Genomic DNA, 25,957 nt, shown 5'->3' with positions numbered 1-25,957 from the left:
CACCGCACGGCGGCACCGACCGTGCTCGCCGTGGCCACCGGACTCCTGGCGGCCGGAGTGCTCGCGGCGCCCTCCGCGACCGCCGCCCCCCTGGCGACCTCCGCGCCCCTGGCGACCGCGGCGCCCTCCGCCACCGCGACGCCCGAGCCCGACCCCGTACAACACAGCCTCGACCGACTGGTGCGCGCCGACCACATGCCCGCGGCGCTCGCCGCCGTCAAGAAGGCCGGCGGCCCGACCCGGGCCAGCACCGCCGGGGTCGGTGACCTGGCCACCGGCGCGAAGGTGCCGAAGAACGGTCAGATACGGATCGGCAGCAACACCAAGACGTTCACGGCTGTCGTCATGCTGCAGCTCGTCGCCGAGAAGAAGGTCCGCCTGGACGCCCGGGTCGACACCTACCTGCTCGGCCTCCTGCGCGGTGACGGCATCGACGGGCGGCGCGTCACCGTCCGCCAGCTCCTCCAGCACACGAGCGGCCTGCCCGACTACATGGCGTCCCCGCGGCTCGCGGACTTCGTCGCCGTACAGCACCGGTACTTCGAACCCCGCGACCTCCTCGACCTGGCCCTGGCGCGGAAGGCCGACTTCGCTCCGGGCGAGAAGTGGGAGTACAGCAACACGAATTACCTGGTCGCCGGTCTCATCGTCCAGAAGGTCACCGGCCGTCCGGTCGGCGAGGAGATCACCCGCCGCGTCATCGACCGCGCCGGACTGCGCCACACCTACTTCCCCGCCCCCGGGGACACCACCATCCACGAGGCCCACCCCAAGCACTACTTCAAGAAGGCCGACGGCTCCCTGCACGACTTCACCGACATGGACACGTCCACGGCCTGGGCGACGGGCGCGATCGTCTCCACCAACGCCGACCTCAACCGCTTCTTCACCGTGCTCCTGCGCGGCGACCTGCTCGCCCCGGCGCAGCTCCGGCAGATGCGCGCCACCGTCCCCACGGACACCCCGGGCGAACGGTACGGCCTCGGCCTGCAGAGCAACGTTCTCTCGTGCGGCGGCGTCTACTGGGGCCACGGCGGTACGACTCCGGGCTCACGGACCCGTGGCGGTGTCACCGAGGACGGCCGCGAGGCGAGCATCACCGTGACCACCATTCCGACCGGCGCCGCCGCGCGGCACTTGGAGGACACCGTGGACAAGGCCCTGTGCCGGTGACCCGCGCGGGACCGGCCGGGGCGCGCCGCGTCAGGCGCGCGCCGGGCCGGTCACGGTGGCGAGGGCCTGGTGGAGGGCGTTGTCGGCTGCGGGCCCCGCGGGCCAACGGGCCGCGATATGGCCGTCGGGGCGGATGAGCAGGGCTCCCCGCGGGCCCAGGCCGCAGGCCTCGGCGTACTCCCCCGGCAGCGCCTCGACGCGTAGCGGCCACGTTCCTTCGGCCCCCGGCTCCCAGCGCGCGGGGTCCGGGGCGAGCACGGTGAACCACTCCCCGCACGCGTCGAGCGTGGAGCGGTCGGGGGCGAGCCAGAGGTGGGGCATGCGGCGCCCCGGCCGTGCCAACGGCAGGTAGTCCGTGCCTTCGTCGCCCCCATCGCCCCCATCACCCCCGTTGCCCTCATGCCCCCCGTCCCCCATGCCGGACGGCGATGACGATGACGACGGCTCCGGCGGAGGGCTGCCGTCGGGCAGGACGGCGGCGGAGTCGTAGCTGACGCCGAGGACGAGGCCGAGTTGGGCGAAGTACCGCTCCGACCAGGGGAGTTCCACCCGATCCGGTGTCGCGGCGCCGGACCGGAGCTGTTCGCGGCGCCGGTCCTGCACCGCGAACCCCAGCTTCGTGTTGGCCACCGCCTGGCGCAGCGTCCGGTGGGCGACAGGCAGCCGTTCCGGCTCGTACGAGTCCAGCAGGCCGGGCCCGGCCCAGCCGTGGCGGACGCCCGCCAGTTTCCAGCAGAGGTTGTGGACGTCGGCGAGGCCCGCGTTCATGCCCAGGCCGCCCATGATGGGGAGGGCGTGCGCGGCGTCGCCCGCCAGCAGGATCCGGCCGTGCCGGAAGCGTTCGGCGACGGCCGCGTTCATGGTCCAGTGCTGGACGCGCAGCACGTCGGCGTCGACGTCGGCGCCGAGTGCGCGTGACACGAGGGCGGACCAGTCGGCGCGCGCGGTGTCCTCGGGGGTGGGGGCGAGCCAGGACCAGCCGCCCTCGGGGTAGAGCGGCAGGAAGGTGCCGTGCGCGGTGAAGTAGACGCCCGCGGGCTGCCGGGCCGCCAGGCCGCTCAGGTCGGCGTCGAACACGACGGTGGTGACGCGGGCCAGCTCGCCGGGTCCTGTGGTGCCGATGTCCAGGAGCCGCCGGACGGTGGAGTTGGCGCCGTCGGCGGCGAGGACGTACCGGGCCCGTACGCGGGTCTCCTCGCCGCGCCGATGGTCGACGAGTACGGCCGTGACGCCCTCGGTGTCCTCGCCGAGGCCGACGAGTTCGGCCCCGAAGCGCACGGTCGCGTCCGCCGCGCCGAGGAGGAGGGGTTCGAGCCGGTCCTGCGAGGTGACCGCGCCGGTGACGGGACTCTCCGGTACGGGCGCGCGCACCCCCACTATCGCCGCGCTGGCGAAGTCGCGGCCGGAGAGGGTGTCGCGGAAGCGGATGCGGCCGTACTCCGGCGGGAACGCGGCGTCCGTGATCCGGGTCGCGAGGCCGAGTCCGCGGAAGATCTCCATCGAGCGCACGTTGACGAGGCGGGACCGGGGAAACGGTGACAGCTCGGTGCGCTTCTCGACCAGCGACGTCCGTACGCCCCAGCGTTCCAGGAGGACCCGGGCGGTGAGCCCGACCGGCCCACCGCCCACGATCAACACGTCCACGTCCACGTCGGCGTCCACGTCGGCGTTCGCTTCGGGCACGGCGGCCATCTCCCGCTCACCTCGGTCCGTCGGAGCACGCGGCGAGGGCGCCGCCACGACGCCCATCATCCGCACCCGGCGGCCGACCGCAACGCCCACGCGTCGGCGTACGCCCGAACGTGCTCAGGCAGCGCCCCCGTCCGCGTAGAACGCGCGGGCCGCGAGGCCGATCCACTCCGGCCGCTCCCAAGTGGTCCAACGGGCGCGGGCGGCCTTGTCGACGGCGGCGGCCGTCTCGTCGGCGGAGGCTCCCCGGGCCCGCAGCCGGGCCGTCTCGGCGCGGACGTACACCAGGTAGTCGCGGACGTCGCGGATGAGGGCCGCGTCGGTCACCTCACCGTGGCCGGAGACGACGATCTCCGGGTCGAGGGCGAGGAGTTCGTCGAGCACCGCGATCCAGCGGTCGCCGTCGACGTCGGTGTCGTACGGCGGGAAGTACGGAGCGATCGGAAAGATCCGGGTCTCGATCAAATCGCCGCCGAACAGCACCCGGCCGTCGACGAGGACGGTCTGGTCGGACGCCGTGTGCGCCGGACCGACCGGCCGCAGCTCGGCGACGCGGCCGCCGAGGTCGAGCTCGGCCCGCCCTTCGTAGGTCACGTCGGGGTCGACCAGCGTGACGTCCACCAGCTCGGCCGCCACGGCCTCGCTCAGGCCCTTGAACATGTCGAGGTACGCGGCGCCCTTGCGCCGCAGCTCGTCGCGCTGGCCCCGGTTGTAGAGGATGGTCGCGGCGCCCTTGAACGCCTGGGCCCCGAAGCCGTGTTCGGGGTGGAAGTGGGTGACGGTGAGGTAGAGCTTCCGGTCGCCCGCGAGCTCTCGGGCCCGCTCCAGGACGTACGCGCCGTTGCGCGGGCCGATGCCGGTGTCGATGACGAGCGCGGCGTCCGCGCCCACGACGATGCCCACGTTCGGGACCAGCTCCACGCGCCCGTCGGGGATCACGTGGACGCCGTCGGCCACTTCGACGGGCTCTCCGCGCACGATCGGCGGGGGTGCGGTGGTGAGGTCCGGGGCGTTTCCTCCGGTCGAGGCCCGCGTGTCCTCCGGGGTGCTCCTCGACGCCTCCGTCCGCACCCCCTCGTCGGGCTCCGCCTGCGCCCGCTCCGGCGCCCCCTCCTGCGACCCGCCCGCCTGCGACCGACCCGCCTGCGGGGCCGCCAAAGGTCCCTGCGCGCTCATGACCCCTCCAATCTAAGCAGCGTTCAGATTGCACGGGAACCGTAACACCAATCTGAGCGCTGTTAAGATCCGGCCCATGGGCAAGGGCACGGAGCGAGGGCGTTATCACCACGGAGACCTGCGCGGCGCGCTCCTGGACGCCGCCGAGGCGCTGGTCCGCGAACGCGGCGTCGACGGCTGGTCGTTGCGGGAGGCGTCCAGCCGGGTCGGGGTCAGCCCCAGCGCCGCGTACCACCACTTCGCCTCGCGCGACGCGCTGGTCGGGGCGCTCTCCCAGCGGGTGCTCGGGCAGTTCGGGGAGCGGATGGGGCGGGCCGCCGATCTTCCCGCCACGGCCGACCCGCACGGGCGGCTCGTGGCCGTGGGGCAGGCCTATGTGCGGGCGGCGCTGGAGGATCCGGCGGTGGCGCGGCTTGCCTTCGGGGCGGGGGCCTCGCCGGCCGGGCAGGGGGCGGGGCTCGGGGTCGGCCCGCTCGCCCCGCACCCCCACCGCGTCCTCGACGCCGAGCTCGACCTCCTTGTGGAAACCGGCCACTTGGCGCCCTCGGCCCGTCCCGGAGCCGACTTCGTCGTCTGGACGGCCGTCCACGGGCTCGCCACGCTGCTCGCCGACGGGCTCATCACCGTCGACGGGGCGGGGGCCGCGGATCGGCAGGCGGAGCGCGTAGTCCGGGCGACCCTCACCGGACTCCACCACGAAACACCCCCCTCCGAGCCGTGGCCAACCCCCCACTCAGCCCACACGGACCGCACGACCGGCCACCCCCACCCGTAAGCCCTCGACCTCGCTCGAGCAGAGGCCCACCGCCCTCTCGGCGACCCAGTTGCCCACAGGGTGGGACGGCAGGCACCGCTGGCCCATCGCCCCAAAGGCCGCGCGAGCCCCCCACGTCACGGGCACCGTCGTCGTGGGCTGTGCCCACCCGTTCCGCCCTCTGGGCGGCCCAGCTGCCCACAGCGAGTACCGGCAAAGCAGCCACCCCCACCGGACCGATCCCCGCCATCCGGACCGGAGGGGACGTGCCGGTATGTCCGCGCGCAGCTCGGCTCACCACGATGGACGTACACACAACGCGTACCAGGCCACACACGCGAGCACGGACATACCGGCGCGGCCCCGCCCCACAACCGGACCGAGGGCGAAAAGACCGCAACCCCCACAACCGGACACAGAGCAAAGACCGCCCCAGGAACCGGACACAGGGCGTAGACGCAACACCCCCCGCACCCCCACCGCGCCCCCGCAAGGAACCGCATACCGGACACAAAGATTCGAGCACCGAACGCATTCCAGCCAAAGTGAGTTCACCGACCTGACATGTCCCTGCCCTGAATGGCACCCTTCCCCTCACCAGTCGCACGCGCGCTCACGCGTGAGCGGCTCCCGCGCACAGCACCGTGCGCGGCGCACAGCACCACGGCACGCAGCGTCACGACGCACAGCACCACGCACAGCACCACGCACCACACCACGCACCGCAGCTCACGGCACCACGTACTGCCTGCTCCGCCCCGGACGGTCACCGCCGTCCGGTCGCCCCCTGGCCGCTCGACCAGCGGCCGCGCAGAAGGAGTCCGTGTTGAGCAACTCCCCCACACCCCGCAGACGTTCCGCTCGCAGGCGGGCCACCGCCATAGGCACCTTCACGGCCGTGGCCGCCCTCCTCGGCATGGCCGTGCAGGCGGGCACCGCGTCAGCCGACAACCCGGCCTCGGGCACCAAGGTCGACACCGGCGCCCTGCCCGCGAAGCTCTCCCCGTCGCAGCGCGCCGAGCTGCTGCGCGACGCCGACTCGGCCAAGGCGACGACGGCCGACACCCTCGGCCTCAGTGCCAAGGAGAAGCTGGTCGTCCGCGACGTCATCCAGGACCGCGACGGCACCACGCACACCCGCTACGAGCGCACCTACGCCGGACTCCCCGTCCTCGGCGGCGACATGGTCGTCGCGACCGACAAGAGCGGCAAGGTGACGGACGTCAACCGCGCCTCCAAGGCGAAGCTCGCCGGGACCGGCACCGGGGCCGAGGTGAAGCCCGCCGCGGCGGAGAAGCAGGCGCTGGGCACGGCCAAGTCGCAGAAGTCCACGAAGACCAAGGCGTCGCAGGCACCGCGCAAGGTGGTGTGGCTGGCCGACGGCGCCCCCGTCCTCGCGTACGAGACGGTGATCGGCGGGCTGCAGAAGGACGGCACGCCGAACGAGCTGCACGTCGTCACGGACGCGGCCACGGGCAAGCAGCTCCGCCAGTGGCAGGGCGTGCACAAGGGCACCGGCAACACGCAGTACAGCGGCCAGGTCCCGCTCACCACGCAGCAGTCGGGCTCGCAGTACACGCTGACCGACACCGCGCGCGGCAACCACAAGACGACCAACCTCAACCGCGGCACGTCCGGCAACGGCACGCTGTTCTCCGGGCCCGACGACACGTGGGGCAACGGGCAGGCATCCAACGCCGAGACCGCGGGCGCGGACGCCCACTACGGCGCGGCGCTGACGTGGGACTACTACAAGAGCGTGCACGGCAGGAACGGCATCAGGAACGACGGCCGCGGCGCCACCTCGCGGGTGCACTACGGCAACAACTACGTCAACGCCTTCTGGCAGGACTCCTGCTTCTGCATGACGTACGGGGACGGCTCCGGCAACGCCAAGCCGCTCACGTCGATCGACGTGGCCGCGCACGAGATGACGCACGGCGTCACGGCGGCCACGGGCAACATGCAGTACAGCCGCGAGCCCGGCGGTCTGAACGAGGCGACGAGCGACATCTTCGCCGCGGCCGTCGAGTTCAACGCGAAGAACCCGAGCGACGTGGGCGACTACCTGGTGGGCGAGAAGATCGACATCCGGGGCAACGGCACGCCGCTGCGCTACATGGACAAGCCCTCCAAGGACGGCCGTTCGCTCGACAACTGGAGCAGCAGCGCGGGCAACGTCGACGTGCACTACTCCTCGGGCATCGCCAACCACTTCTTCTACCTGCTCAGCGAGGGCAGCGGGAAGAAGGTCGTGAACGGCGTCTCCTACGACTCGCCGACGTACGACAACAAGCCAGTGACCGGAATTGGTATCGACAAGGCCGCCAAGATCTGGTTCAGGGCACTCACCACGAAGTTCAACACCACCACCAACTACGCGGCGGCGCGCACCGGCACCCTCACGGCCACGAGCGAGCTGTTCGGCGGCACGGGCAGCGCCGAGTACAAGGCGGTCGCGAACGCGTGGGCCGCGGTCAACGTCGGCGCCCGGCCGGCGTCGTAGCGACGACGCGGTAGCCGCGACGCGGCGGCCACGACCGCGTGAGGCAACGCCGTCCCGGGCGCCCCATTACCGCCAACCGCCCGGGACGGCAACCCTCTTCATCCACTGTTCGCATTGCGGACCTTGACCTTCGGCCAACGAACTTCTTTTGGCCAACATTCAATCAAGGTCCTGACATGTACCTGGCCCAAATGGCACGCTTCCCCCGCACGGCACACCAGTTACATCCCGCACAGCACTTAACGGCCCGGGTGGTCCCCCATGCCACCCGGGCTCCCCCACACAAGGAGCTTGCGTGACCCCCCACATATCGAGGAAGCGTTCCACCCTGGTCATCGCCACCGCAGTCGCCGCCGGAGCGCTGCTCACCGCCGGGCTGACCACCGGCGCCTCCGCACAGCCGGACGTCAGCGCCACCAAGGCCGACGCCCCCGCCGCCTCGCCGATGCAGCTCTCCGCCTCCGTCCGCACGGGCCTCATCAAGGACGCCGAGACGAAGACGGCGGCCACCGCCGAGAAGATCGGCCTCGGCGCCAAGGAGAAGCTCGTCGTCCGCGACGTCGTCAAGGACCGCGACGGCACCACGCACACCCGCTACGAGCGCACCTACGACGGCCTGCCCGTCCTCGGCGGCGACCTGGTCGTGCACACCGCCAAGAGCGGCGCGGTCAAGGGTGTCAGCAAGGCCACCAAGGCGGCCGTGAAGGTCAGGTCGACCAGCGCGAAGCTCGCGCCGAAGGCGGTCGCGAAGGCGGCCGAGTCGACGGCGGCGAAGACCGGCGAGACGAAGAAGGCGGACGCGAACGCGCCGCGCAAGGTGGTCTGGGCGGCCGAGGGCAAGCCGACCCTGGCCTTCGAGACGGTCGTCACCGGCACGCAGAAGGACGGCACGCCGAGCGAGCTGCACGTCATCACGGACGCGGCCACCGGCAAGAAGCTGTTCCAGTACCAGGCCGTCGAGAACGGCAAGGGCCACAGCCAGTACAGCGGTGACGTCGAGGTGGGCTCCACCAAGGCGGCGAGCGGCTTCGAGCTGACCGACGGCGGGCGCGGCGGCCACAAGACGCTCGACCTGAACCACGGCTCCAGCGGCGGCAAGCTGTACACCGACGCGGACGACACCTGGGGCACCGGCAAGCCGGCCGACACCCAGACCGCGGCCGTCGACGCCGCCTACGGCGCCGGTCTCACCTGGGACTACTACAAGGACGTGCACGGCCGCAGCGGCATCAAGGGCGACGGCAAGGGCGCCACGTCCCGCGTGCACTACGGCAACAACTACGTCAACGCCTTCTGGCAGGACTCCTGCTTCTGCATGACGTACGGCGACGGCGAGGGCAACGCCAAGCCGCTCACGTCCATCGACGTGGCCGCGCACGAGATGACCCACGGCGTCACCTCGGCCACCGGCAACATGGAGTACAGCGGCGAGTCCGGCGGCCTGAACGAGGCGACCAGCGACATCTTCGCCGCCGCCGTCGAGTTCAAGGCGGACAACGCCCAGGACAAGGGTGACTACCTGGTCGGCGAGAAGATCGACATCAACGGCGACGGCACCCCGCTGCGCTACATGGACAAGCCCTCCAAGGACGGCAACTCCCTGGACTACTGGGACACCAACGCCGGAAACGTCGACGTGCACTACTCGTCCGGCATCGCCAACCACTTCTTCTACCTGCTGAGCGAGGGCAGCGGCGCGAAGGAGATCAACGGCGTCAAGTACGACAGCCCGACCAAGGACGGCTCCAAGGTCGAGGGCATCGGGCGTGAGAAGGCCGAGAAGATCTGGTTCAAGGCGCTGACCGCGTACTTCACGACGACGACGGACTACGCGCAGGCGCGCAAGGACACCGTCAAGGCCGCGGGCGACCTGTATGGGGCCGGGTCGGCCGAGGTGAAGGCCGTCGAAGCCGCGTGGACCGGAGTGAACGTCAAGTGATCTGGCCCCTGGGCCTGTAGAGCCGGGCGGTACCCGAGGGAGCTGTCCCCCGGGTACCGCCCGCACCACGTTGTTCTTTTGCCTGCGGGTCCGCTGTGGCTTGTCGCGCAGTTCCCCGCGCCCCTTTCAGGGGCACCTCCTCCGCCGCACATGCAGTTACCGCATCAGGACGCCCGCTCCCTCCCCCGTACCCTCCAGCGGCACCGCCACCAAGCCCATTTCCGCGCCGTCCGCCAGCAGCCGATGAGTCGGCAGGACTCGGACCGTGTAGCCGAACGGGCCCGTGCGGTCCAGGGCGAGCGGGCCCTCGTACAGGAGGCGGCCTTCCGTGTCGGGGCGGCTCGCGGCCTTGAGCGGCACCGGGGTGGCGTCGGTGATGTGGTCCTCGGGGTCGACGCGGCCCGCGATGGCCTGCACCTCGACGTCGTCGGGGGTGAGGTCGCCGAGGTCGACGCGGACGCGCAGCGAGAGCGTGGCGCCCAGTTCGGCGGTGGCGCCGGTCGCGGAGGCCTCCACGTGGTCGACGGCGACGCCCGGCCAGGCCGCGCGGACCCGGGACTTCCAGGCGGCGAGGGCGGTGGCGGCGTCCGGCGCGAGGAGACGGTGGGCGCGGGCGGCGGGGACGTACAGACGCTCCACGTACTCGCGCACCATGCGGCCCGCGAGCACCTTCGGGCCGAGCCGGGTCAGGGTCCTGCGGACCATCTCGATCCAGCGGTCGGGCAGGCCGCCGGGGCCGTGCTCGTAGAAGCGGGGGGTGACGCGCCGCTCCAGGAGGTCGTAGAGCGCGGCGGCCTCCAGGTCGTCGCGGCGGTGGTCGTCGGTGGCGGCGCCGTCGGCGGTGGGGATGGCCCAGCCGAAGTCGGGCTCGAACCACTCGTCCCACCAGCCGTCGAGGACGGACAGGTTGAGGCAGCCGTTGAGGGCGGCCTTCATGCCGGAGGTCCCGCAGGCCTCCAGGGGGCGCAGCGGGTTGTTGAGCCAGACGTCGCAGCCCGCGTAGAGCTTCTGCGCCATGGCCATGCCGTAGTCCGGCAGGAACACGATGCGATGGCGCACGCGCGGGTCGTCGGTGAAGCGCACCAGGTCCTGGATGAGCCGCTTGCCGCCGTCGTCGGCGGGGTGCGCCTTGCCCGCGACGACGATCTGCACGGGCCGCTCGGGGTGGGTGAGCAGGTCCATGAGCCGGTCGCGGTCGCGCAGCATCAGGGTCAGGCGTTTGTACGAGGGGACGCGGCGGGCGAAGCCGATGGTGAGGACGTCGGGGTCGAGGACCTCGTCGATCCAGCCCAGTTCGGCGGTGGCGGCGCCGCGCTGGCGCCAGGAGAGGTGCAGCCGCCGCCGGACCTCGTCGACGAGCTGGGCGCGCAGTTCGCGGCGCAGCAGCCAGATGTCGCCGTCCTGGATGTCGGCGACGGCGTCCCAGCGATCGGAGCCGCCGACGGACAGGGCCCGGTCGATGCGCTGTCGGCCGATCTGGCGGGCGCCGAGCCGGATCACCTCGGGGGCCGCCCAGGTCGGGGCGTGCACGCCGTTGGTGACGGAGACGATGGGGACCTCCTCGGCGTCGAACCCGGGCCACAGGCCCTGGAACATCTCCCGGCTGACCTTGCCGTGCAGGGTGGAGACGCCGTTGGCGCGGCGGCCGAGGCGCAGTCCCATGACGGCCATGTTGAAGAGGTTGGGCTCGCCGCCGGGGTAGGTCTCCATGCCGAGGCGCAGGATCAACTCGACGTCGATGCGGGGCAGTTCGGCGTCGGGGCCGAAGTGGTGGGCGACCAGTTCGCGGTCGAAGCGGTCGATGCCCGCGGGCACGGGGGTGTGGGTGGTGAAGACGGTGCCGCCGCGCACGGACTCCAGGGCCGCGTCGAAGCCGAGCCCCTCGCCGACGCGTTCGTGGATGCGTTCCAGGCCGAGGAACCCGGCGTGGCCCTCGTTGGTGTGGAAGACCTCGGGTTCGGCGTGCCCGGTGAGCCGGCAGTAGGCGCGCACGGCCCGCACGCCGCCGATGCCGAGCAGCATCTCCTGGAGGAGCCGGTGTTCGCTGCCGCCGCCGTAGAGCCGGTCGGTCACCTCGCGGGCGGCCGGGTCGTTCTCCTCGACGTCGGAGTCGAGCAGGAGCAGCGGTACGCGGCCGACCTGCGCCTGCCAGACGTGTGCGCGGAGGTCCCGGCCGCCGGGCAGGGCGAGCCGCACCACCGTCGGGGTGCCGTCGGTCTCGCGGAGGAGGGTGAGGGGCAGTTCGTTGGGGTCGAGCACGGGGTAGTGCTCCTGCTGCCAGCCGTCGCGGGTCAGGGACTGGCGGAAGTAGCCGTGGCGGTAGAGCAGCCCGACGCCGACGAGGGGGACGCCGAGGTCGCTGGCGGCCTTCAGGTGGTCGCCGGCGAGGATGCCGAGCCCGCCGGAGTACTGCGGCAGGGCGGCGGTGACGCCGAACTCGGGCGAGAAGTAGGCGATGGCGTCGGGCAGTTCGCCGCCGGGCTCGCCTCGTCGCTCCTGGTACCAGCGCTCTCCGGTGACGTACTCGCTCAGGTCGTCGGCGGCCTCGCGAAGGCGGCGCAGATAGCCGTCGTCGGCGGCGAGCGCGGTGAGCCGCGCGGACGGCACCGAGCCGAGCAGCCGCACGGGGTCGCCGCCCGCGGCCTCCCACAGGGCCGGGTCGACGTCGCGGAACAGGTCGCGGGTCGCTGGGTGCCAGGACCAGCGCAGATTGCGGGCGAGCTCGGCGAGCGGGCCGAGCGGGGCGGGCAGGACGGGACGTACGGTGAATCGACGGATGGCTTTCACGGGGCACCTCTGTCGGAAAGGCGTACGTGACGTTTTCGGCGTATCGACGGTAGCGGCGCGGGGGCTCGGCAACCACGGCGCACGGGGCGCGCCCGAGGCGCCCCATTTTGTCGTGGACCTGCCGCTGCCATGGTCCCGCCGTAGGGATAACGTGACCCCCGGTCACGAGAGTTCACGCGGTCACAGGGGGTACGGGGCGGATGATCGGCCAACTTCGGGAGTCGTCACCACGCCGGATCGGCCCGTACGAGACGCTGGCGCGGCTCGGCGCGGGCGGCATGGGCGAGGTGTTCCTCGCGCGCCCGCTGGAGCTGTCCGGGTACGGGCCCGGGGACCTGGTCGCCGTCAAGGCCATCCGCAACGAGCTGGCGACGGACGCGGTGTTCCAGCGCCGCTTCCGGCGGGAGGCCGAGGTGGCCGCCTCGATCCGCAACCCGTACGTGGCGCGCCTGGTCGGCAGCGACACCGACGGCGAACAGCCCTGGCTGGCCACGGAGTACGTCGCCGGCCCCACCCTCGCCGAGGCCGTGCGCCGCCACGGACCGCTGCCCGCGGGCGCCGTCGCCTCCCTCGGCGAGGGCATGGCGCGGGCCCTGGCCGCGGTGCACGACGCGGGGGCGCTGCACCGCGACCTCAAGCCCGCGAACGTCCTGCTCGCCCTCGACGGGCCCAAGATGATCGACTTCGGTGTGGCCCGGGTGCAGGCGGCGTCCACCATGACGTCGACGGGGCTCCTCGTGGGCACGCCGGGCTTCATGTCGCCCGAGCACGTGGCAGGCGGCAGACACGTGGTGGCCGCGTCCGACGTGTTCTGCCTCGCGTCCGTGCTCACCTACGCGGTGACCGGGCGCGATCCCTTCGGCGACGGTCCGGTGGCGGCCGTCCTCTACCGGGTCTCGCAGGCCGAGACCGACCTCTCCGGCATGCCCGGGGAACTGCGGTCGCTGCTCGCGGCCTGTCTCGTGCGCGACCCCGGCGAGCGGCCCGCCCCGGCCGACCTCGTCGAGCGCTTCGGCGCGCTCCGGGAGGCGGCGGCCGCGCCCGAGTGGCCCGAGCCCGTCCGCGGGCAGATAGCCGAGGCGCGGCGGGACGTGGAGCAACTGTGCGCCTCGGGGCGGCCGTTGCTGCCGGTGCCGGTGTGGCCGGAGGCGGCGGCCGGGGCGGGGCATCCGGCGACGGCTCAGGACGGGCCCGCGACGGCGCCGGGTCCCGGCGGTGCCGGGCGGACGGCCGGGGCGGGGCACGGCCCGGGCGGCGCCCACCAGTTGCCGACGATGAGCGGCTCCCCGCCGTCCGTGCCGGGGGACGGCTCCGGTCCCGCCCGCCCCCGGCGTCGCCGCCGTGCCGTCCTCGGCGTCGTCGCCGTCGGCGTGGTGGCGGCGGCGCTCGGCGGGGTGCTCGCGGTGTGGGGTCCCGGGGCCTCGGACGAGGGCGGAGGCGGGGGCGACGGCGGGAACGCCGGGAGCCCGGGGAACAGCGCGGAGCGCGGCTGGGTCGAGCCAGGACCGAAGGACCCCGCGGCCGTCAGGAAGCTGATCGCGCGGGCCGAGGCGAGCGGCGGCGGCACGGCGGACGCGTCGGGCACCGTGCCGCAGATCGCGACCCAGCGCCCCAAGGGCTGGAAGGCCTGGCAGGGCAAGCTCAGCCACGCCCCGATGGGCTGCTCCGCCGACACCCGCGCCCTGGTGTGTCTGCTCACGAACGGCACGTACGAGGCCGTGCGCACGAGCGACGGCAAGCGGCTGTGGACGTCCGGGAAGGTCGACGCGGAGGGCTCCGTGGACGAGGCGTACTACGGGCCGAGCGGTTCCTTCTTCATGCCCGGCGACCGGCTCGAACCCGGCGTCAGGGGCGGCAGGGCGGCCATCGCCAGTGACGGCGCCCTGCAACTGCGCGACTCCACGACGGGCAGGGTGCTCTGGGATGCCGAACCCCCGGGCGATCACCGCGCGTTCGGCCAGGCGCCGCTTCTCGACGACCAGGTCGTCGTGGCCATCGAGGGAGTGACGTTCGTCCAGGAGGGCGCCCGGGCGTCGGTCCTGCACGCGTACGACGCCGCCACCGGCCGCCCCCTCTGGGAGAAGCCGCTCGGCGAGGCCCCGAAGTCCAAGGCGGAGCTCAATCTGTACGCGGTACGGGCCCTGCGCGACGGAGTCGTCTACGCCGACCAGAAGGAGGGCTTGGCCGCGTACGACGCCAGGACCGGTGACCTCCTCGGCCAGTCCGCCGAGACGTGCGGCGCGGTCCTCGCGACCGCGAAGGCGGTGCTGTGCGTCACCGACGACGAGAGCGGCGGCGCGGCGCGCACGGCGATGGTGCGCCTGACGCCGCGCACCCTCAAGAGGATGGACGGCAAGCTGCCGTACCCGTCGTCGCAGGGCAACGGCCCCGCACCCTTCGTGACCGCCGTGGACAACGCCGTCGCGGTGGTCAAGGACACCCGCGCGGGCCGGGTCCTCGTGCTCGACGTGCGCACGGGGAAGTCCCTGTACGCCGAGCGGACGCCGAAGGACAACGTCCCGCCGTCGGCGCCGCTCATCCTCGGCAAGCGCGTCGTCTACGCCAGCAACGAGGCGCTGTACGCGCTTCCGCTCGGCGACGGCGGCGGCAAGGCGACCCGCCTCCCGGTGCCGGGCGCGCCCGGCGACCGCCCCGAGCCGCCGCCGAACGCGGCCGGCACGGTCATCTCCGAGACCCTGCGCCCGCCGACCGTCCTGGCCCTCGGCGGCGTGGCGCACATCGTGTACGACGAGGGCAGGATCTCGTCGGTGGCCATCCCGTAGCGGGCCCGTCCCGCTGCCCTGAACCGGCCCTGAACCGGCCCTGAGCCGCGCCCGATCACCGTCGCCCCACCGCCCCGCCGCCCCGCCGACCCGAGGAGCCCCATGCTCGCCCCCCTCCCCCCGGGCACCCCCCGCCGCATCGGCCCGCACACCCTGCTCGCCAGGATCGGCGCGGGCGGCATGGGCGAGGTGTTCCTCGCGCGCAGGGACGGCCAGGGCGGCGGGGCGGGGCAGGGCGCGTCCGCGCTGGTCGCGGTGAAGGTCGTACGGCAGGACCTGGACCTCGACGACGCGTTCCGGGCGCGGTTCCGGCGGGAGATCGCCGCGGCGCGCGCCGTGACGGGCCCGTTCACCGCGGCCCTGGTGGACGCCGACGCGGACGCCGAACGCCCCTGGCTGGCCACGGAGTACATACCGGGCCCGTCGCTGGCCGACGTGGTCGAGCGCTGCGGTCCGCTGCCCGTGCCCGCGGTGCGCGCGCTGGGTGCCGCGCTCGCCCGCGCGCTCACGGCGGTGCACGGGGCGCGGGTCCTGCACCGGGACCTGAAGCCGGGCAACGTGCTGCTCACGCCGGAGGGACCGCGCCTGATCGACTTCGGGATCGCCCAGGCCTTCGAGGCGACGGCCCTGACCATGACGGGTGTCCTGGTGGGCACGCCGGGCTTCCTCGCCCCGGAGCAGATCGAGGGTTCGCACGCGGTCGTGCCCGCGTCGGACGTGTTCTCGCTCGGCGCGGTCCTGTGCCACGCGGCGACCGGCCACGGCCCCTTCGACGACCCGGAGGCCGCCGCCGTCATCTTCCGCATCGTGCGGGGCGACGCCGACCTGTCCGGCGTACCGCCCGAGCTGCGCGACCCCCTCGCCGCCTGCCTGCACCCGACCCCGGACGGCCGCCCCACCCCGGCGGACCTGGCCACAACCCTGTCCGGACCCGAGGGCCCCGCGTCCCCCTTCCCCTGGCCCGCCGGCGTCCTGTCGCTCTTCGCCGAGTACCGGGAGGCCGTCGCGGCGAGCGAACGCGCCCACGACCAGGGCGGGTTCGCCGACGCCGCGACCACGGCGGGCAGCTCGGGGCCCCGGCTGCGGGCCGAGCCGTCCCCGACGCTGGGCGCGGCTCCGGCGCCACAGCCGGTCCCGCCACCGCCCGCCACCGCACCCCGGCGCGGCCGCCGTCGCCTGTGGGTCCTCGCGGCGGCGCTCACCACGGCCGGACTCGCGGTGGCCGCCGTGACGCTGCCGGACGCGCTGCGGGACCGCCCCGGCGACGACCCGTCGAAGAAGCCGCCGAGCGCCCCCCGGGCCGTGGCCGACCGGGTGGTCACCGCGTACGGGAACCAGGACCACTCCGGCGAGTTCGGCCCGTCGGCGGCCGACCGTGCCGAGCGCCCGGACGACTGGCGGTTCTGGTCCCGCGAGCGGTCCCGGGGCATGGACGGCATGGGGAAGGGCTGCGTCCTGTCCGGGGAGAGCCTGGTGTGCCGGGACGGGCGTGGCGCCGCGCGGGCCCTGAACACGGCCACGGGCGCCGACCGCTGGTCGACGCCCGGCTTCTCCGGCACCCCGAGCGGCTTCCAGGAGCTGCCGCCCGAGGCCGACGCCGAGCGGGTCTTCGTCCCGAGCGAACTGGGCGTCAGCGCGCTCGGCGTGCGGCGGGGCGACGTGGTCTGGCGGCACCGGACGCCCCGGTACGCGGGCCTGATCTCGATGACGTACGCCCAAGGGGTGGTGTACACCGCCGAGTTCAACCTCGACGGCGCCCCCGACCCGTACACCACCACCGTGCGCGCCAGGAACGCCGTGACGGGCGACGAGCTCTGGCGGACCCGGATCGAGGGCAAGCCCCAGGGGACACCTCTCGTCCGGGGCGGCGTGCTGTACACCGCCCTGGAGAACGGCGGCGTGGTCGCGTTGTCCGCGAAGGACGGCGACCGGACCGCCCGCGTCGCGAAGCCGCGGTGCGACAGCCTCCTCGGCCATCGCGACGCGGTGGTGTGCTGGTCACGGACGGAGGACGGGGTGCGGGTCCTGGATCCGGACACCCTCGCCGTGCGCCGGACCATCGGGACGGGCAAGCCGCTCGCCCCGCCGGTCGTGGGGAGCGCCGACGTCCTGGTCATCTCCCATTCCCCCGGCCCACGGACCCCCAACCGCCTGACGGGCTACGCCTGGCGGTCGGGGAAGCGGCTGTGGGACCTGCCCGCGGGCGGCGACGCCACGGCGCTCGCCCTGTCCAAGGACCGGGTGTTCGTCGCGAACTCCCACGACGTCCGCGGCGTTCCGCTCGACGGCGACGCGGAGCGGGTCACCACCTGGTCGATCCCCTACTCCGCCACGGGCCCCGAACCCAAGACGCTGTACACGCCCCTGTTCCTGGGCGGCACGGTGTTCGCCGAGTCCGGCAAGGGACCGATCGTCTCGGGCCGGGTCCTGTGAGCCCCGTCGCTCACCGGTCCTCGGGGTACCAGCGCAGCTCCACGGAGTTCCCGTCCGGGTCCCGTACGTAGATCGACTGGGCGTCGCCCCGGGCGCCGAACCGGCCGACCGGGCCCTCCAGGACGGTGAAGCTGCCGGAGTCGATGACCTCCTGCCAGTCCAGCGGCTCCACGACCAGGCAGATGTGGTCGACGTTCGACTCCTCGGCCTCGCCGCGCTCGCCGGAGACCAGGTCGATGATGGTCACGGGGCTGACCCGCGCCGAGGGGAACGGGACCTTCCCGGCGCGCCACTCCTCGACCCGGACCGGTTCCAGGCCGAGGGTGCCGCAGTAGAACTGCAGGGCTCGCTCGACGTCCCCGACGTTCAGGACGAGGTGGTCGAAGTCCTTGACGCGCACGGCGCTTCTCTCAGTGGTCACTGCCGATCCTTCCTCCGGTGCGGGCGCTACCGGCGGGAACGCTACCTCGGCGAGCACCGGAACCAGCCAGGTCTCCTCGTACTCCAGGTGCCGCGTCAGGTCCGCCGCGAGCCGGTCGAACTCCCCGAGGAACTCCGCGGGGTCGGCCGCGGCGAGGTCGGCGAGCAGCCCGACCAGGCTCTCCTTGAGCCTGGCGATGGCGCGGTGCTCCTCGCTCAGCCGGGCCAGGGCGGGCCGCAGGTGCGGGTGGTACTCGGCGACGCCGGGGAAGACGTGGTCGTCCTCGCTGGTGTGGTGGAAGGTCAGCGCGTCGCAGAACTCCAGGCAGCGCTGTCGGATCTGGAGGCCGAGGCCGGGCGCGGGCGGGCGGCCGGGGCCCTGGTGGGCGGAGCGTTCGGCGAAGTGGGCCGCGGCCTCGGCGCGCAGCTGGACCAGCTGGTCGCGCAGCCAGTCGTGCACTTCGAGGAGCTTGTCGGCGAGGGTGTTGATCTCCCGGGGGGCCTGCGGGGCGGGCGCGGGCGAGGTGGTGGGCGTGGGCATGCGGAAGGGGTTCTCCAGACAGGTGTGTGCGCGGCGAAGAGACCGCGGAAAGGAAGCGGGAAGAGCGCGGGAAAAGCGCTGGAAGAGAAGGAAGAGCGAAGGAGGAGCGAAGAACGGGAGGTGCGCGGGGCGCGCTCAGGCTCGAAGGGCCCGGCGCGCGGGCACGGTCACGTCGAGGACGTCGTGCCGGTGCGCGGCGAGGTGAAGTGATCAGTACACAAGGTCATGTCCCTTGGTGTGGGTGCTCGCCCGGTCACCGGCCCGCCCACTGCTCTTCGGCCGGTGCCACGCGGCACTCACCCATTACAAACGGCGTTCGCGCGTCCTGTCAACGCGGATCGGGGCGCCCCGCCGACGCTCCGGTCCGAGCCGTTCCGGGACGGGTCGGCACCCGCCCGCTCCCCTGCCGGAGTCCGGACTCCGGCAGGGATCCGGGACGGGTTGCCGCCCAGGGCCCTGCCGTGATCTTCCCGAACCCCCAAACCCCAAGTCAATCCTCGGAATTGCTCGTACGAACCCAAGCTCAAGCTTGGGCTGATGGCGCTTTGATCATGCTTCGTGGCGATACCACCCGTTCCACCCGCCGGTGCGGCCTTGTCGCACCTTCTCCCCGCACGAGACGCTGCGGGGGACGGCGTCGCCGAACACCGTGCCCGCGGACGCGCGCGCACCCCCGGCGGGACCTGTCGTCGAACCCAGGGGAGGGAACCCAGTCATGGCTGAACCACGGGCAAGACACCTACGCCTCACAGGAGTTCTGGCGGCGGCCGGCACCGCGGCCGCGCTCTCGATCGTCCCGACCGCCGCCCACGGCGCACCCGCCGGACCCGACACGCCCACCGGCCCGGGGGCGGCCCGGAACGGCTACGTCGTGACGCTCGCGCCGGGCACGCACGCCGCGTCCGACGCGGGCAGGGACCTCGCCGAGCGGTACGGGGCGAGCATCGACCGCACGTACAGCGCGGCGCTGAACGGCTTCGCCGTGCGGGCGGACGCCGCCCAGGCGGCCCGCCTCGCCGCCGACCCGGGGGTCGCGTCCGTCGTCCCGGACACACGGGTGCGCACGGGCGCGCGGCAGCCGAACCCGCCGTCCTGGGGCCTGGACCGCATCGACCAGAAGCGGCTGCCGCTCGACAAGTCGTACACCGCGCCGCGGGGAGCGGGCGCGGGCGTCACGGTGTACGTCATCGACACCGGCGTCCGCACCTCGCACCGCGACTTCGGCGGACGCGCCCGCTCCGGGCGGGACTTCGTGCAGAACGACGGGGTCGCGCAGGACGGCAACGGCCACGGCACGCATGTGGCCGCGACGGTCGCGGGCACCAAGTACGGCGTCGCGAAGAAGGCGAAGGTCGTGGCCGTGCGGGTGCTCGACGACGAGGGCAGCGGCACCCTCGCCCAGGTCCTCGCGGGCATCGACTGGGTGACCCGGCACGCGCGCAAGCCCGCGGTCGCCAACCTGAGCCTCGGCGGCCCGACCAACGCCCAACTCGACGCGGCCGTCCGCGCGTCCATCGCGTCGGGCGTGACGTACGCGGTCGCCGCGGGCAACGACAACGAGCCCGTGAGCCGGTCCTCACCGGCCCGCGTCAAGCAGGCCCTGACGGTCGGCGCCACCGACGGCCGCGACGCCCGCGCCACGTTCTCCAACCGGGGTGCGGGCCTCGACCTGTTCGCGCCCGGCGTGGCGATCCGGTCCGCGTCGATCAGGAACGACACCGCGTCCACGGTCTCGTCGGGTACGTCGATGGCGGCGCCGCACGTCGCGGGCGCGGCCGCGCTGTATCTCTCCGGCCATCCGTCGGCGCGGCCCGCCGATGTCGCCAAGGCGCTCGTCGCACGCTCCGTCAAGGACCGCGTGTCCGGCCCGGGAGCCGGGTCGCCCAACAGGTTGCTGCAGGTGAGCGGCCTGTAGTCGGCGATCTCACGAAGCTCGCGCCGGTGCCGCACGCTCGCGGGGACCGGCTCCGCCCACCCGGGCGGAGCCGGTTTCACGCCTTCCGGACCAGGCCCGGACAGCGGCTGGCCTTGTGCGTGCCATTACGCGCGAGTAGTTAACAAAGCGCCGGATTGCCCACCCGAGGAGCGTGGGAAGGCTCCTCCGGTACGCACCCGCACACGCCCCCTCGGGCCCGGCGCGGGTGCGCCGCGGAACCCCTCCACGACTCACCTCCGCCCACTCGCACGCGGAACAGGAGCGGTCATGCCTCAACCCCGTAAGGCCCCAAGGGAGTTCGCCGTCCGACCCCGTACCGGACGGATACCCGTCCTGGACGTGACACCGGTCGTGCACGGCGGCCGCGCCCCCGCCAAAGCCGTCGTCGGTGAGACGTTCCAGGTCACCGCCACCCTCTTCCGCGAAGGGCACGACGCGGTGGGCGGCAACGTCGTGCTGCGGGATCCCTCGGGGCGCCCGGGGCCCTGGACCCCGATGCGGGAGCTCGCGCCGGGCACCGACCGGTGGGGCGCGCGGGTCACGCCCGACCGGGAGGGCGAGTGGACCTTCGCCGTGCAGGCGTGGGGCGACCCGGTGACGACCTGGCGGCACCACGCGGGGATCAAGATACCCGCAGGCATCGACACCGAACTGGTCCTGGAGGAGGGCGCCCGGCTGTACGAACGCGCCGCCGCGGAAGCGCCCGCGCCGCCGGCCACCACGACCGCCCCCGCCGCCACGGCCACCCCCGCGACCGCGCACGCCCCCGCCCTCGGCCCCGCCGGGATCCTCCGCGCCGCCGCCGAGGCCCTGCGCGACCGCACCCGCCCGCCCGCCGCCAGGCTCGCCGCCGCCCTCACCCCCGAGGTGGACGCCGTCCTCGCCCGCCATCCGCTGCGCGAACTCCTCACGTCCACCGAGGAGTTCCCGCTGCGGGTCGACCGCGAGCGGGCGCTCTTCGGGTCCTGGTACGAGTTCTTCCCACGCTCGGAGGGGGCCGTGGTGCGCCCGGGCGCCCCGCCCGTCAGCGGCACCTTCCGCACGGCCGCCGGGCGCCTGCCCGCGATCGCGGACATGGGCTTCGACATCGTGTACCTGCCGCCGATCCACCCCATCGGCAGCACCTTCCGCAAAGGGCCCAACAACTCCCTGTCGGCCGGCCCCGACGACGTCGGCGTGCCCTGGGCCATCGGCTCCCCGGAGGGCGGCCACGACGCCGTCCACCCGGACCTCGGCACCCTGGACGACTTCGACGCGTTCGTGGGCGAGGCGGCGCGGCTCGGCCTGGAGGTGGCTCTGGACTTCGCGCTCCAGTGCTCGCCGGACCACCCGTGGGTGGACAAGCACCCCGACTGGTTCGCCCACCGGGCCGACGGCACCATCGCGTACGCGGAGAACCCCCCGAAGAAGTACCAGGACATCTACCCCCTGGCCTTCGACCGGGACCTGCCGGGCCTGGTGGCCGAGACCGTCCGCCTGCTGCGGTTCTGGATCGGCCACGGCGTGCGGGTCTTCCGCGTCGACAACCCGCACACCAAACCCGTCGTGTTCTGGGAGGAGGTGCTCGCCGAGATCCACCGCACCGATCCGGACGTCCTGTTCCTCGCGGAGGCCTTCACCCGCCCCGCGATGCTGCGCACCCTCGCGGCGATCGGCTTCCACCAGTCGTACACGTACTTCACCTGGCGCAACACGAAGGGAGAACTCACCGACTACCTACGGGAGTTGGCGGGCGAGACCGCGCACTACCTGCGGCCCAACTTCTTCGTGAACACCCCGGACATCCTGCACGCCTACCTCCAGGACGGCGGACGGCCCGCGTTCGCGGCGCGCGCGGTGCTCGCCGCGACGCTCTCGCCCACCTGGGGCGTGTACAGCGGCTTCGAGCTGTGCGAGAACACCCCGGCGCGCCCCGGCAGCGAGGAGTACCTGGACTCGGAGAAGTACCAGCTGCGCCCGCGCGACTGGGCGGCCGCCGAGCGCACGGGCAGCACCATCGCGCCCCTGATCGGCACCCTGAACCGGGTCAGGCGCGCCAACCCGGCCCTCGCCACCCTCCGCGACCTGCACTTCCACGACGTCGACAACGACTCGGTGATCGCCTACTCCAAGTCGGCGGCGGGCACCGGCGGTTCGAACACGGTTCTGGTGGTCGTCAACCTCGACCCCCACCACACCCAGGAAGCCACCGTCTCGTTGGACATGCCACAGCTCGGGCTCCAATGGCACGAGTCCGTGCCGGTGCGCGACGAGCTCACCGGCGAGACCTACCACTGGGGCAGGACCAACTACGTGCGCCTCGACCCGGCCCGGGCGCCCGCGCACGTGCTCGTCCTGCGACCGTCCTCACCGCTGATCGGAGGGTCACCCACACCATGATCTTCAACGAGCCCGTCCAGGACACCTTCGAGGACACGCCCACCAAGGACCGCGACCCCGACTGGTTCAAACGCGCCGTCTTCTACGAGGTGCTCGTCCGCTCCTTCCAGGACAGCAACGGCGACGGCATCGGGGACCTCAAGGGCCTCACCGCCAAGCTGGACTACCTCCAGTGGCTGGGCGTGGACTGCCTGTGGCTGCCGCCGTTCTTCAAGTCGCCGCTGCGCGACGGCGGTTACGACGTGTCGGACTACACGGCGGTCCTTCCCGAGTTCGGCGACCTCGCGGACTTCGTGGAGTTCGTGGACTGCGCGCACCAGCGCGGCATGCGCGTGATCATCGACTTCGTGATGAACCACACCAGCGACCAGCACCCGTGGTTCCAGGCCTCCCGCAACGACCCCGAGGGCCCCTACGGCGACTACTACGTCTGGGCGGACGACGACAAGCAGTACCAGGACGCCCGCATCATCTTCGTCGACACCGAGGCCTCCAACTGGACCTTCGACCCGGTCCGCAAGCAGTACTACTGGCACCGCTTCTTCTCCCACCAGCCGGACCTCAACTTCGAGAACCCGGCCGTCCAGGAGGAGATCGTCTCGGCCCTGCGGTTCTGGCTCGACCTCGGCATCGACGGCTTCCGCCTGGACGCCGTGCCCTATCTGTACGCGGAGGAGGGCACCAACTGCGAGAACCTGCCGCGCACCCACGACCTGCTCAAGCGGGTCCGCGCGGAGATCGACGCACACTATCCCGACACGGTGCTGCTCGCCGAGGCCAACCAGTGGCCCGAGGACGTCGTCGACTACTTCGGCGACTTCGCGGAGGGCGGCGACGAGTGCCACATGGCGTTCCACTTCCCGGTGATGCCGCGGATCTTCATGGCGGTGCGGCGCGAGTCCCGCTACCCGGTCTCGGAGATCCTCGCCAAGACCCCCGCCATCCCCTCCGGCTGCCAGTGGGGCATCTTCCTGCGCAACCACGACGAGCTGACCCTGGAGATGGTCACCGACGAGGAGCGCGACTACATGTACGCGGAGTACGCCAAGGACCCGCGCATGCGCGCCAACATCGGCATCCGCCGCCGTCTGGCCCCGCTCCTCGACAACGACCGCAACCAGATCGAGCTCTTCACCGCCCTGCTCCTGTCGCTGCCCGGCTCGCCGATCCTTTACTACGGCGACGAGATCGGCATGGGCGACAACATCTGGCTCGGCGACCGGGACGCGGTGCGCACCCCGATGCAGTGGACGCCCGACCGCAACGCGGGCTTCTCCTCCTGCGACCCGGGCCGCCTCTATCTGCCCACGATCATGGATCCGGTCTACGGCTACCAGGTCACGAACGTCGAGGCGGCCATGTCGTCGCCGTCGTCGCTCCTGCACTGGACCCGCCGGATGATCGAGATCCGCAAGCAGAACCCGGCGTTCGGCCTCGGCTCGTACACCGAACTGCCCTCGTCCAACCCGGCGGTGCTCGCGTTCCTGCGCGAGGCGCCCTCCACCGGTGAGGACGGCGACGACCTGGTGCTGTGCGTGCACAACTTCTCCCGCTTCGCCCAGCCCACCGAGCTCGACCTGCAGGCCTTCAACGGCCGCCATCCCGTCGAACTCATCGGCGGAGTGCGCTTTCCGGCCATCGGTGAACTGCCGTACCTGCTGACACTCGCGGGACACGGGTTCTACTGGTTCCGACTGCGCGACGACTCGGCGTAAGGTCGCCGTGACGGGCGGCGTGAGTCGGCCTCTCCCGGCGTGACCCACCCCGCACGGGGCACTCGTACACGGCACGTCCCTGCTCGGCATCTCCCGCACACGGCACCTCCCCTGCTCGGCACCTCCCTCCGTACCTGACTTGTCCGCGCCGCGGAAAGGACGGGACATCATGTCGGAAGCCGCCACCCGCCCCAGTGCCGACCCCGGCGCGCTCCTCGCGTCGCTCGATCCGCTGCTGCGCGGCTGGCTGCCGCGCCAGCGGTGGTTCGCGGGCAAGGGCCGCCCGGTCGCGGGGTTCGATCTGGTGGCGGCGACGGAACTCCTTCCGCCCGGTGCCGAGCAGGGGCTGCTGCACCTGCTCGTCCGCGTACGCCAGTCGCTGCCGGGGGCCGCCCCGGCAGCCGAGCACGAACTTCCCGCCGACTGCTACCAGTTGCTGCTCGGCGTCCGCACCGAACTCCCGCCCCGGCTCGCGCCCGCCCTGATCGGCCATGTGACCGGCGGCGCGCTGGCCGGGCGCACCGTGTACGAGGCGCTGCACGACCCGCGTCTGGCCGGGCTGCTCCTGGAGCGGCTGCGGCTGCCGGGACGGCTCGGCGTGCTGCGGTTCCTGCGGGCACGGGCGAACGGGGGCGCCCCTGGCGCCCAGGGCCCGGACGGCGCCGGAAACGCTCACGGCGTCGACATACCGTCGGGCCTCGTGCCCCGCCCGCTCGGTGTGGAGCAGTCCAACTCCTCACTCGTGTACGGAGATACGTTCATCCTGAAGCTGTTCCGGCGGGTGATGCCCGGCGTCAACCCCGACCTGGAGCTGCCGCTCGCCCTGGCCGCGCAGGGCTGCCGCCGGGTGCCGCCGCCCGCCGCCTGGATGACGGCCGAAGGCGCCGACGAACCGCTGGTCCTCGGAGTCCTCCAGCCGTATGTGGCCGGGGCGACGGACGGCTGGGAGCTGGCCCTCCAACTCCGCGCCAAGGGCGCCGACTTCAGCTCCGAGGCCCGCGCGCTCGGCCGCGCCACCGCCGAGGTGCACGCCGCCCTCGCCGCCGCGCTGCCCACGGTGACGCTCGGCCGCGCGCAGGTCGAGCTGCTCGCCCGGGGCATGGCGGAGCGCCTGGACGCCGCGGCGCGGGCCGTCCCCGCGCTGCGCCCGTACGCGCCCGCGCTGCGCACCGCCTACGACGCGCTCGCCGACCTCGCCACCGAGGGCGACACCGGGCTCATGGCCCAGCGCGTCCACGGCGATCTGCACCTGGGCCAGTGCCTGCGCGCGCCGTCCGGCACCTGGTCCCTCATCGACTTCGAGGGCGAGCCCGCGCGCCCGCTCACCGAACGCCGTCTGCCGCAGCCGGCCGCCCGTGACGTGGCGGGCATGCTCCGCTCCTTCGACTACGCCGCCCGCGTCCAGCGCCCCTGGTCCCCGGAGTGGGCCGACACCTGCCGCGCGGCGTACTGCTCCGGCTACGCCGACGTCTGCGGCCGCGACCCCCGGACGTCCCCGGTGCTCCTGCGCGCCCACGAGACGGACAAGGCCGTGTACGAAGCCGTGTACGAGGCCCGGCACCGCCCGGACTGGCTGTCCGTACCGCTGGCCGCCCTCGACCGGCTCGCCGCGGGGTCGGCGCGGGAGCAGGCCGCCGACCCCGGCACCGACGCCTCCCTCTGACCGCCCCACCGCCCCACCGCCCCACCGCCCCGCCGCCCCGACCCACCGCGCATCCCCGCCCGC

Annotated in this window: 13 protein-coding genes and 2 pseudogenes; 10 read left to right on the top strand and 5 right to left on the bottom strand. The window is 73.1% G+C overall.

The window, feature by feature from the left end; translation table 11 throughout:
- The first annotated feature begins 30 nt into the window (after positions 1-30).
- Positions 31-1,173, top strand: a complete 1,143-nt coding sequence (locus ACFVHO_RS11220) for a serine hydrolase domain-containing protein (protein WP_385712398.1) — start codon at positions 31-33, stop codon at positions 1,171-1,173.
- A gap of 30 nt (positions 1,174-1,203) precedes the next feature.
- Here the strand turns inward: ACFVHO_RS11220 and ACFVHO_RS11215 are convergent, their stop codons facing one another.
- Both ACFVHO_RS11215 and ACFVHO_RS11210 read right to left on the bottom strand, forming a co-directional pair.
- Positions 1,204-2,865 carry an FAD-dependent monooxygenase gene (locus ACFVHO_RS11215; protein WP_385712396.1) on the bottom strand — a complete coding sequence of 554 codons (1,662 nt, stop codon included), beginning with the start codon at positions 2,863-2,865 and terminating at the stop codon, positions 1,204-1,206.
- 114 nt (positions 2,866-2,979) lie between these two features.
- On the bottom strand, positions 2,980-4,038 hold the full coding sequence (locus ACFVHO_RS11210) for an MBL fold metallo-hydrolase (protein ID WP_385712394.1): 1,059 nt from the start codon (positions 4,036-4,038) through the stop codon (positions 2,980-2,982).
- Positions 4,039-4,114: 76 nt separating this feature from the next.
- Between ACFVHO_RS11210 and ACFVHO_RS11205 the strand changes: the two genes are divergently transcribed.
- The 3 genes and pseudogenes from ACFVHO_RS11205 to ACFVHO_RS11195 all read left to right on the top strand — a co-directional run bounded on the left by ACFVHO_RS11205 (position 4,115) and on the right by ACFVHO_RS11195 (position 9,237).
- Positions 4,115-4,813 (top strand): TetR/AcrR family transcriptional regulator, encoded by a 699-nt coding sequence (locus ACFVHO_RS11205; RefSeq protein ID WP_385712392.1) that lies wholly within the window; start codon positions 4,115-4,117, stop codon positions 4,811-4,813.
- Positions 4,814-5,618: 805 nt separating this feature from the next.
- Positions 5,619-7,289 (top strand): annotated as a pseudogene (locus ACFVHO_RS11200) (M4 family metallopeptidase); the annotation flags it as partial.
- Positions 7,290-7,593: 304 nt separating this feature from the next.
- Positions 7,594-9,237 carry a M4 family metallopeptidase gene (locus tag ACFVHO_RS11195; RefSeq protein ID WP_385712390.1) on the top strand — a complete coding sequence of 548 codons (1,644 nt, stop codon included), beginning with the start codon at positions 7,594-7,596 and terminating at the stop codon, positions 9,235-9,237.
- Between the two features lie 156 nt (positions 9,238-9,393).
- Here the strand turns inward: ACFVHO_RS11195 and glgP are convergent, their stop codons facing one another.
- Positions 9,394-12,024 carry an alpha-glucan family phosphorylase gene (gene glgP / locus ACFVHO_RS11190; protein WP_385712388.1) on the bottom strand — a complete coding sequence of 877 codons (2,631 nt, stop codon included), beginning with the start codon at positions 12,022-12,024 and terminating at the stop codon, positions 9,394-9,396.
- Positions 12,025-12,224: 200 nt separating this feature from the next.
- Between glgP and ACFVHO_RS11185 the strand changes: the two genes are divergently transcribed.
- Together ACFVHO_RS11185 and ACFVHO_RS11180 are read left to right on the top strand one after the other, a co-directional pair.
- On the top strand, positions 12,225-14,807 hold the full coding sequence (locus ACFVHO_RS11185; protein WP_385712386.1) for a protein kinase: 2,583 nt from the start codon (positions 12,225-12,227) through the stop codon (positions 14,805-14,807).
- A gap of 102 nt (positions 14,808-14,909) precedes the next feature.
- The gene (locus tag ACFVHO_RS11180) at positions 14,910-17,240 is read left to right on the top strand and encodes a protein kinase (protein WP_385712384.1); all 2,331 of its coding nucleotides are present in this window, start codon (positions 14,910-14,912) and stop codon (positions 17,238-17,240) included.
- Positions 17,241-17,250: 10 nt separating this feature from the next.
- Here ACFVHO_RS11180 and ACFVHO_RS11175 read toward each other — a convergent pair whose 3' ends face one another.
- Positions 17,251-17,640 (bottom strand): VOC family protein, encoded by a 390-nt coding sequence (locus tag ACFVHO_RS11175; protein ID WP_385712432.1) that lies wholly within the window; start codon positions 17,638-17,640, stop codon positions 17,251-17,253.
- An 84-nt stretch (positions 17,641-17,724) separates the two neighbouring features.
- Positions 17,725-18,201, bottom strand: a pseudogene (locus tag ACFVHO_RS11170) (hemerythrin domain-containing protein); the annotation flags it as partial.
- Positions 18,202-18,916: 715 nt separating this feature from the next.
- Here ACFVHO_RS11170 and ACFVHO_RS11165 point away from each other — a divergent pair.
- The 4 genes from ACFVHO_RS11165 to ACFVHO_RS11150 all read left to right on the top strand — a co-directional run bounded on the left by ACFVHO_RS11165 (position 18,917) and on the right by ACFVHO_RS11150 (position 25,894).
- A complete protein-coding gene (locus ACFVHO_RS11165; protein WP_385712382.1) occupies positions 18,917-20,116 on the top strand; it encodes a S8 family peptidase in 1,200 nt (399 codons plus the stop codon).
- A 288-nt stretch (positions 20,117-20,404) separates the two neighbouring features.
- Positions 20,405-22,516 carry an alpha-1,4-glucan--maltose-1-phosphate maltosyltransferase gene (locus ACFVHO_RS11160; protein ID WP_385712380.1) on the top strand — a complete coding sequence of 704 codons (2,112 nt, stop codon included), beginning with the start codon at positions 20,405-20,407 and terminating at the stop codon, positions 22,514-22,516.
- Complete coding sequence (treS, locus tag ACFVHO_RS11155; RefSeq protein WP_385712378.1) at positions 22,513-24,231, top strand: maltose alpha-D-glucosyltransferase; 1,719 nt, start codon at positions 22,513-22,515, stop codon at positions 24,229-24,231. Before ACFVHO_RS11160 ends, treS begins: the two co-directional genes overlap by 4 nt.
- Positions 24,232-24,400: 169 nt before the next feature.
- Complete coding sequence (locus tag ACFVHO_RS11150) at positions 24,401-25,894, top strand: maltokinase (RefSeq protein ID WP_385712376.1); 1,494 nt, start codon at positions 24,401-24,403, stop codon at positions 25,892-25,894.
- Positions 25,895-25,957: the final 63 nt, after the last annotated feature.

Source organism: Streptomyces sp. NPDC127108 (assembly GCF_042677545.1).
In the GTDB taxonomy this organism is placed as follows: Bacteria; Actinomycetota; Actinomycetes; order Streptomycetales; family Streptomycetaceae; genus Streptomyces.
The sequence above is the reverse complement of the archived record's forward strand: the minus strand, read 5'-3'. Positions and strand labels throughout refer to the sequence as shown.

What these genes read in the sequence shown, in the direction of transcription:
- ACFVHO_RS11215 (WP_385712396.1), bottom strand. Translation starts at nt 2,865, where the DNA reads ATGGCCGCCGTGCCCGAAGCGAACGCCGACGTGGACGCCGACGTGGAC.
- ACFVHO_RS11210 (WP_385712394.1), bottom strand. Translation starts at nt 4,038, where the DNA reads ATGAGCGCGCAGGGACCTTTGGCGGCCCCGCAGGCGGGTCGGTCGCAG.
- ACFVHO_RS11205 (WP_385712392.1), top strand. Translation starts at nt 4,115, where the DNA reads ATGGGCAAGGGCACGGAGCGAGGGCGTTATCACCACGGAGACCTGCGC.
- ACFVHO_RS11185 (WP_385712386.1), top strand. Translation starts at nt 12,225, where the DNA reads ATGATCGGCCAACTTCGGGAGTCGTCACCACGCCGGATCGGCCCGTAC.
- ACFVHO_RS11180 (WP_385712384.1), top strand. Translation starts at nt 14,910, where the DNA reads ATGCTCGCCCCCCTCCCCCCGGGCACCCCCCGCCGCATCGGCCCGCAC.
- ACFVHO_RS11165 (WP_385712382.1), top strand. Translation starts at nt 18,917, where the DNA reads ATGGCTGAACCACGGGCAAGACACCTACGCCTCACAGGAGTTCTGGCG.
- ACFVHO_RS11160 (WP_385712380.1), top strand. Translation starts at nt 20,405, where the DNA reads ATGCCTCAACCCCGTAAGGCCCCAAGGGAGTTCGCCGTCCGACCCCGT.
- treS (WP_385712378.1), top strand. Translation starts at nt 22,513, where the DNA reads ATGATCTTCAACGAGCCCGTCCAGGACACCTTCGAGGACACGCCCACC.
- ACFVHO_RS11150 (WP_385712376.1), top strand. Translation starts at nt 24,401, where the DNA reads ATGTCGGAAGCCGCCACCCGCCCCAGTGCCGACCCCGGCGCGCTCCTC.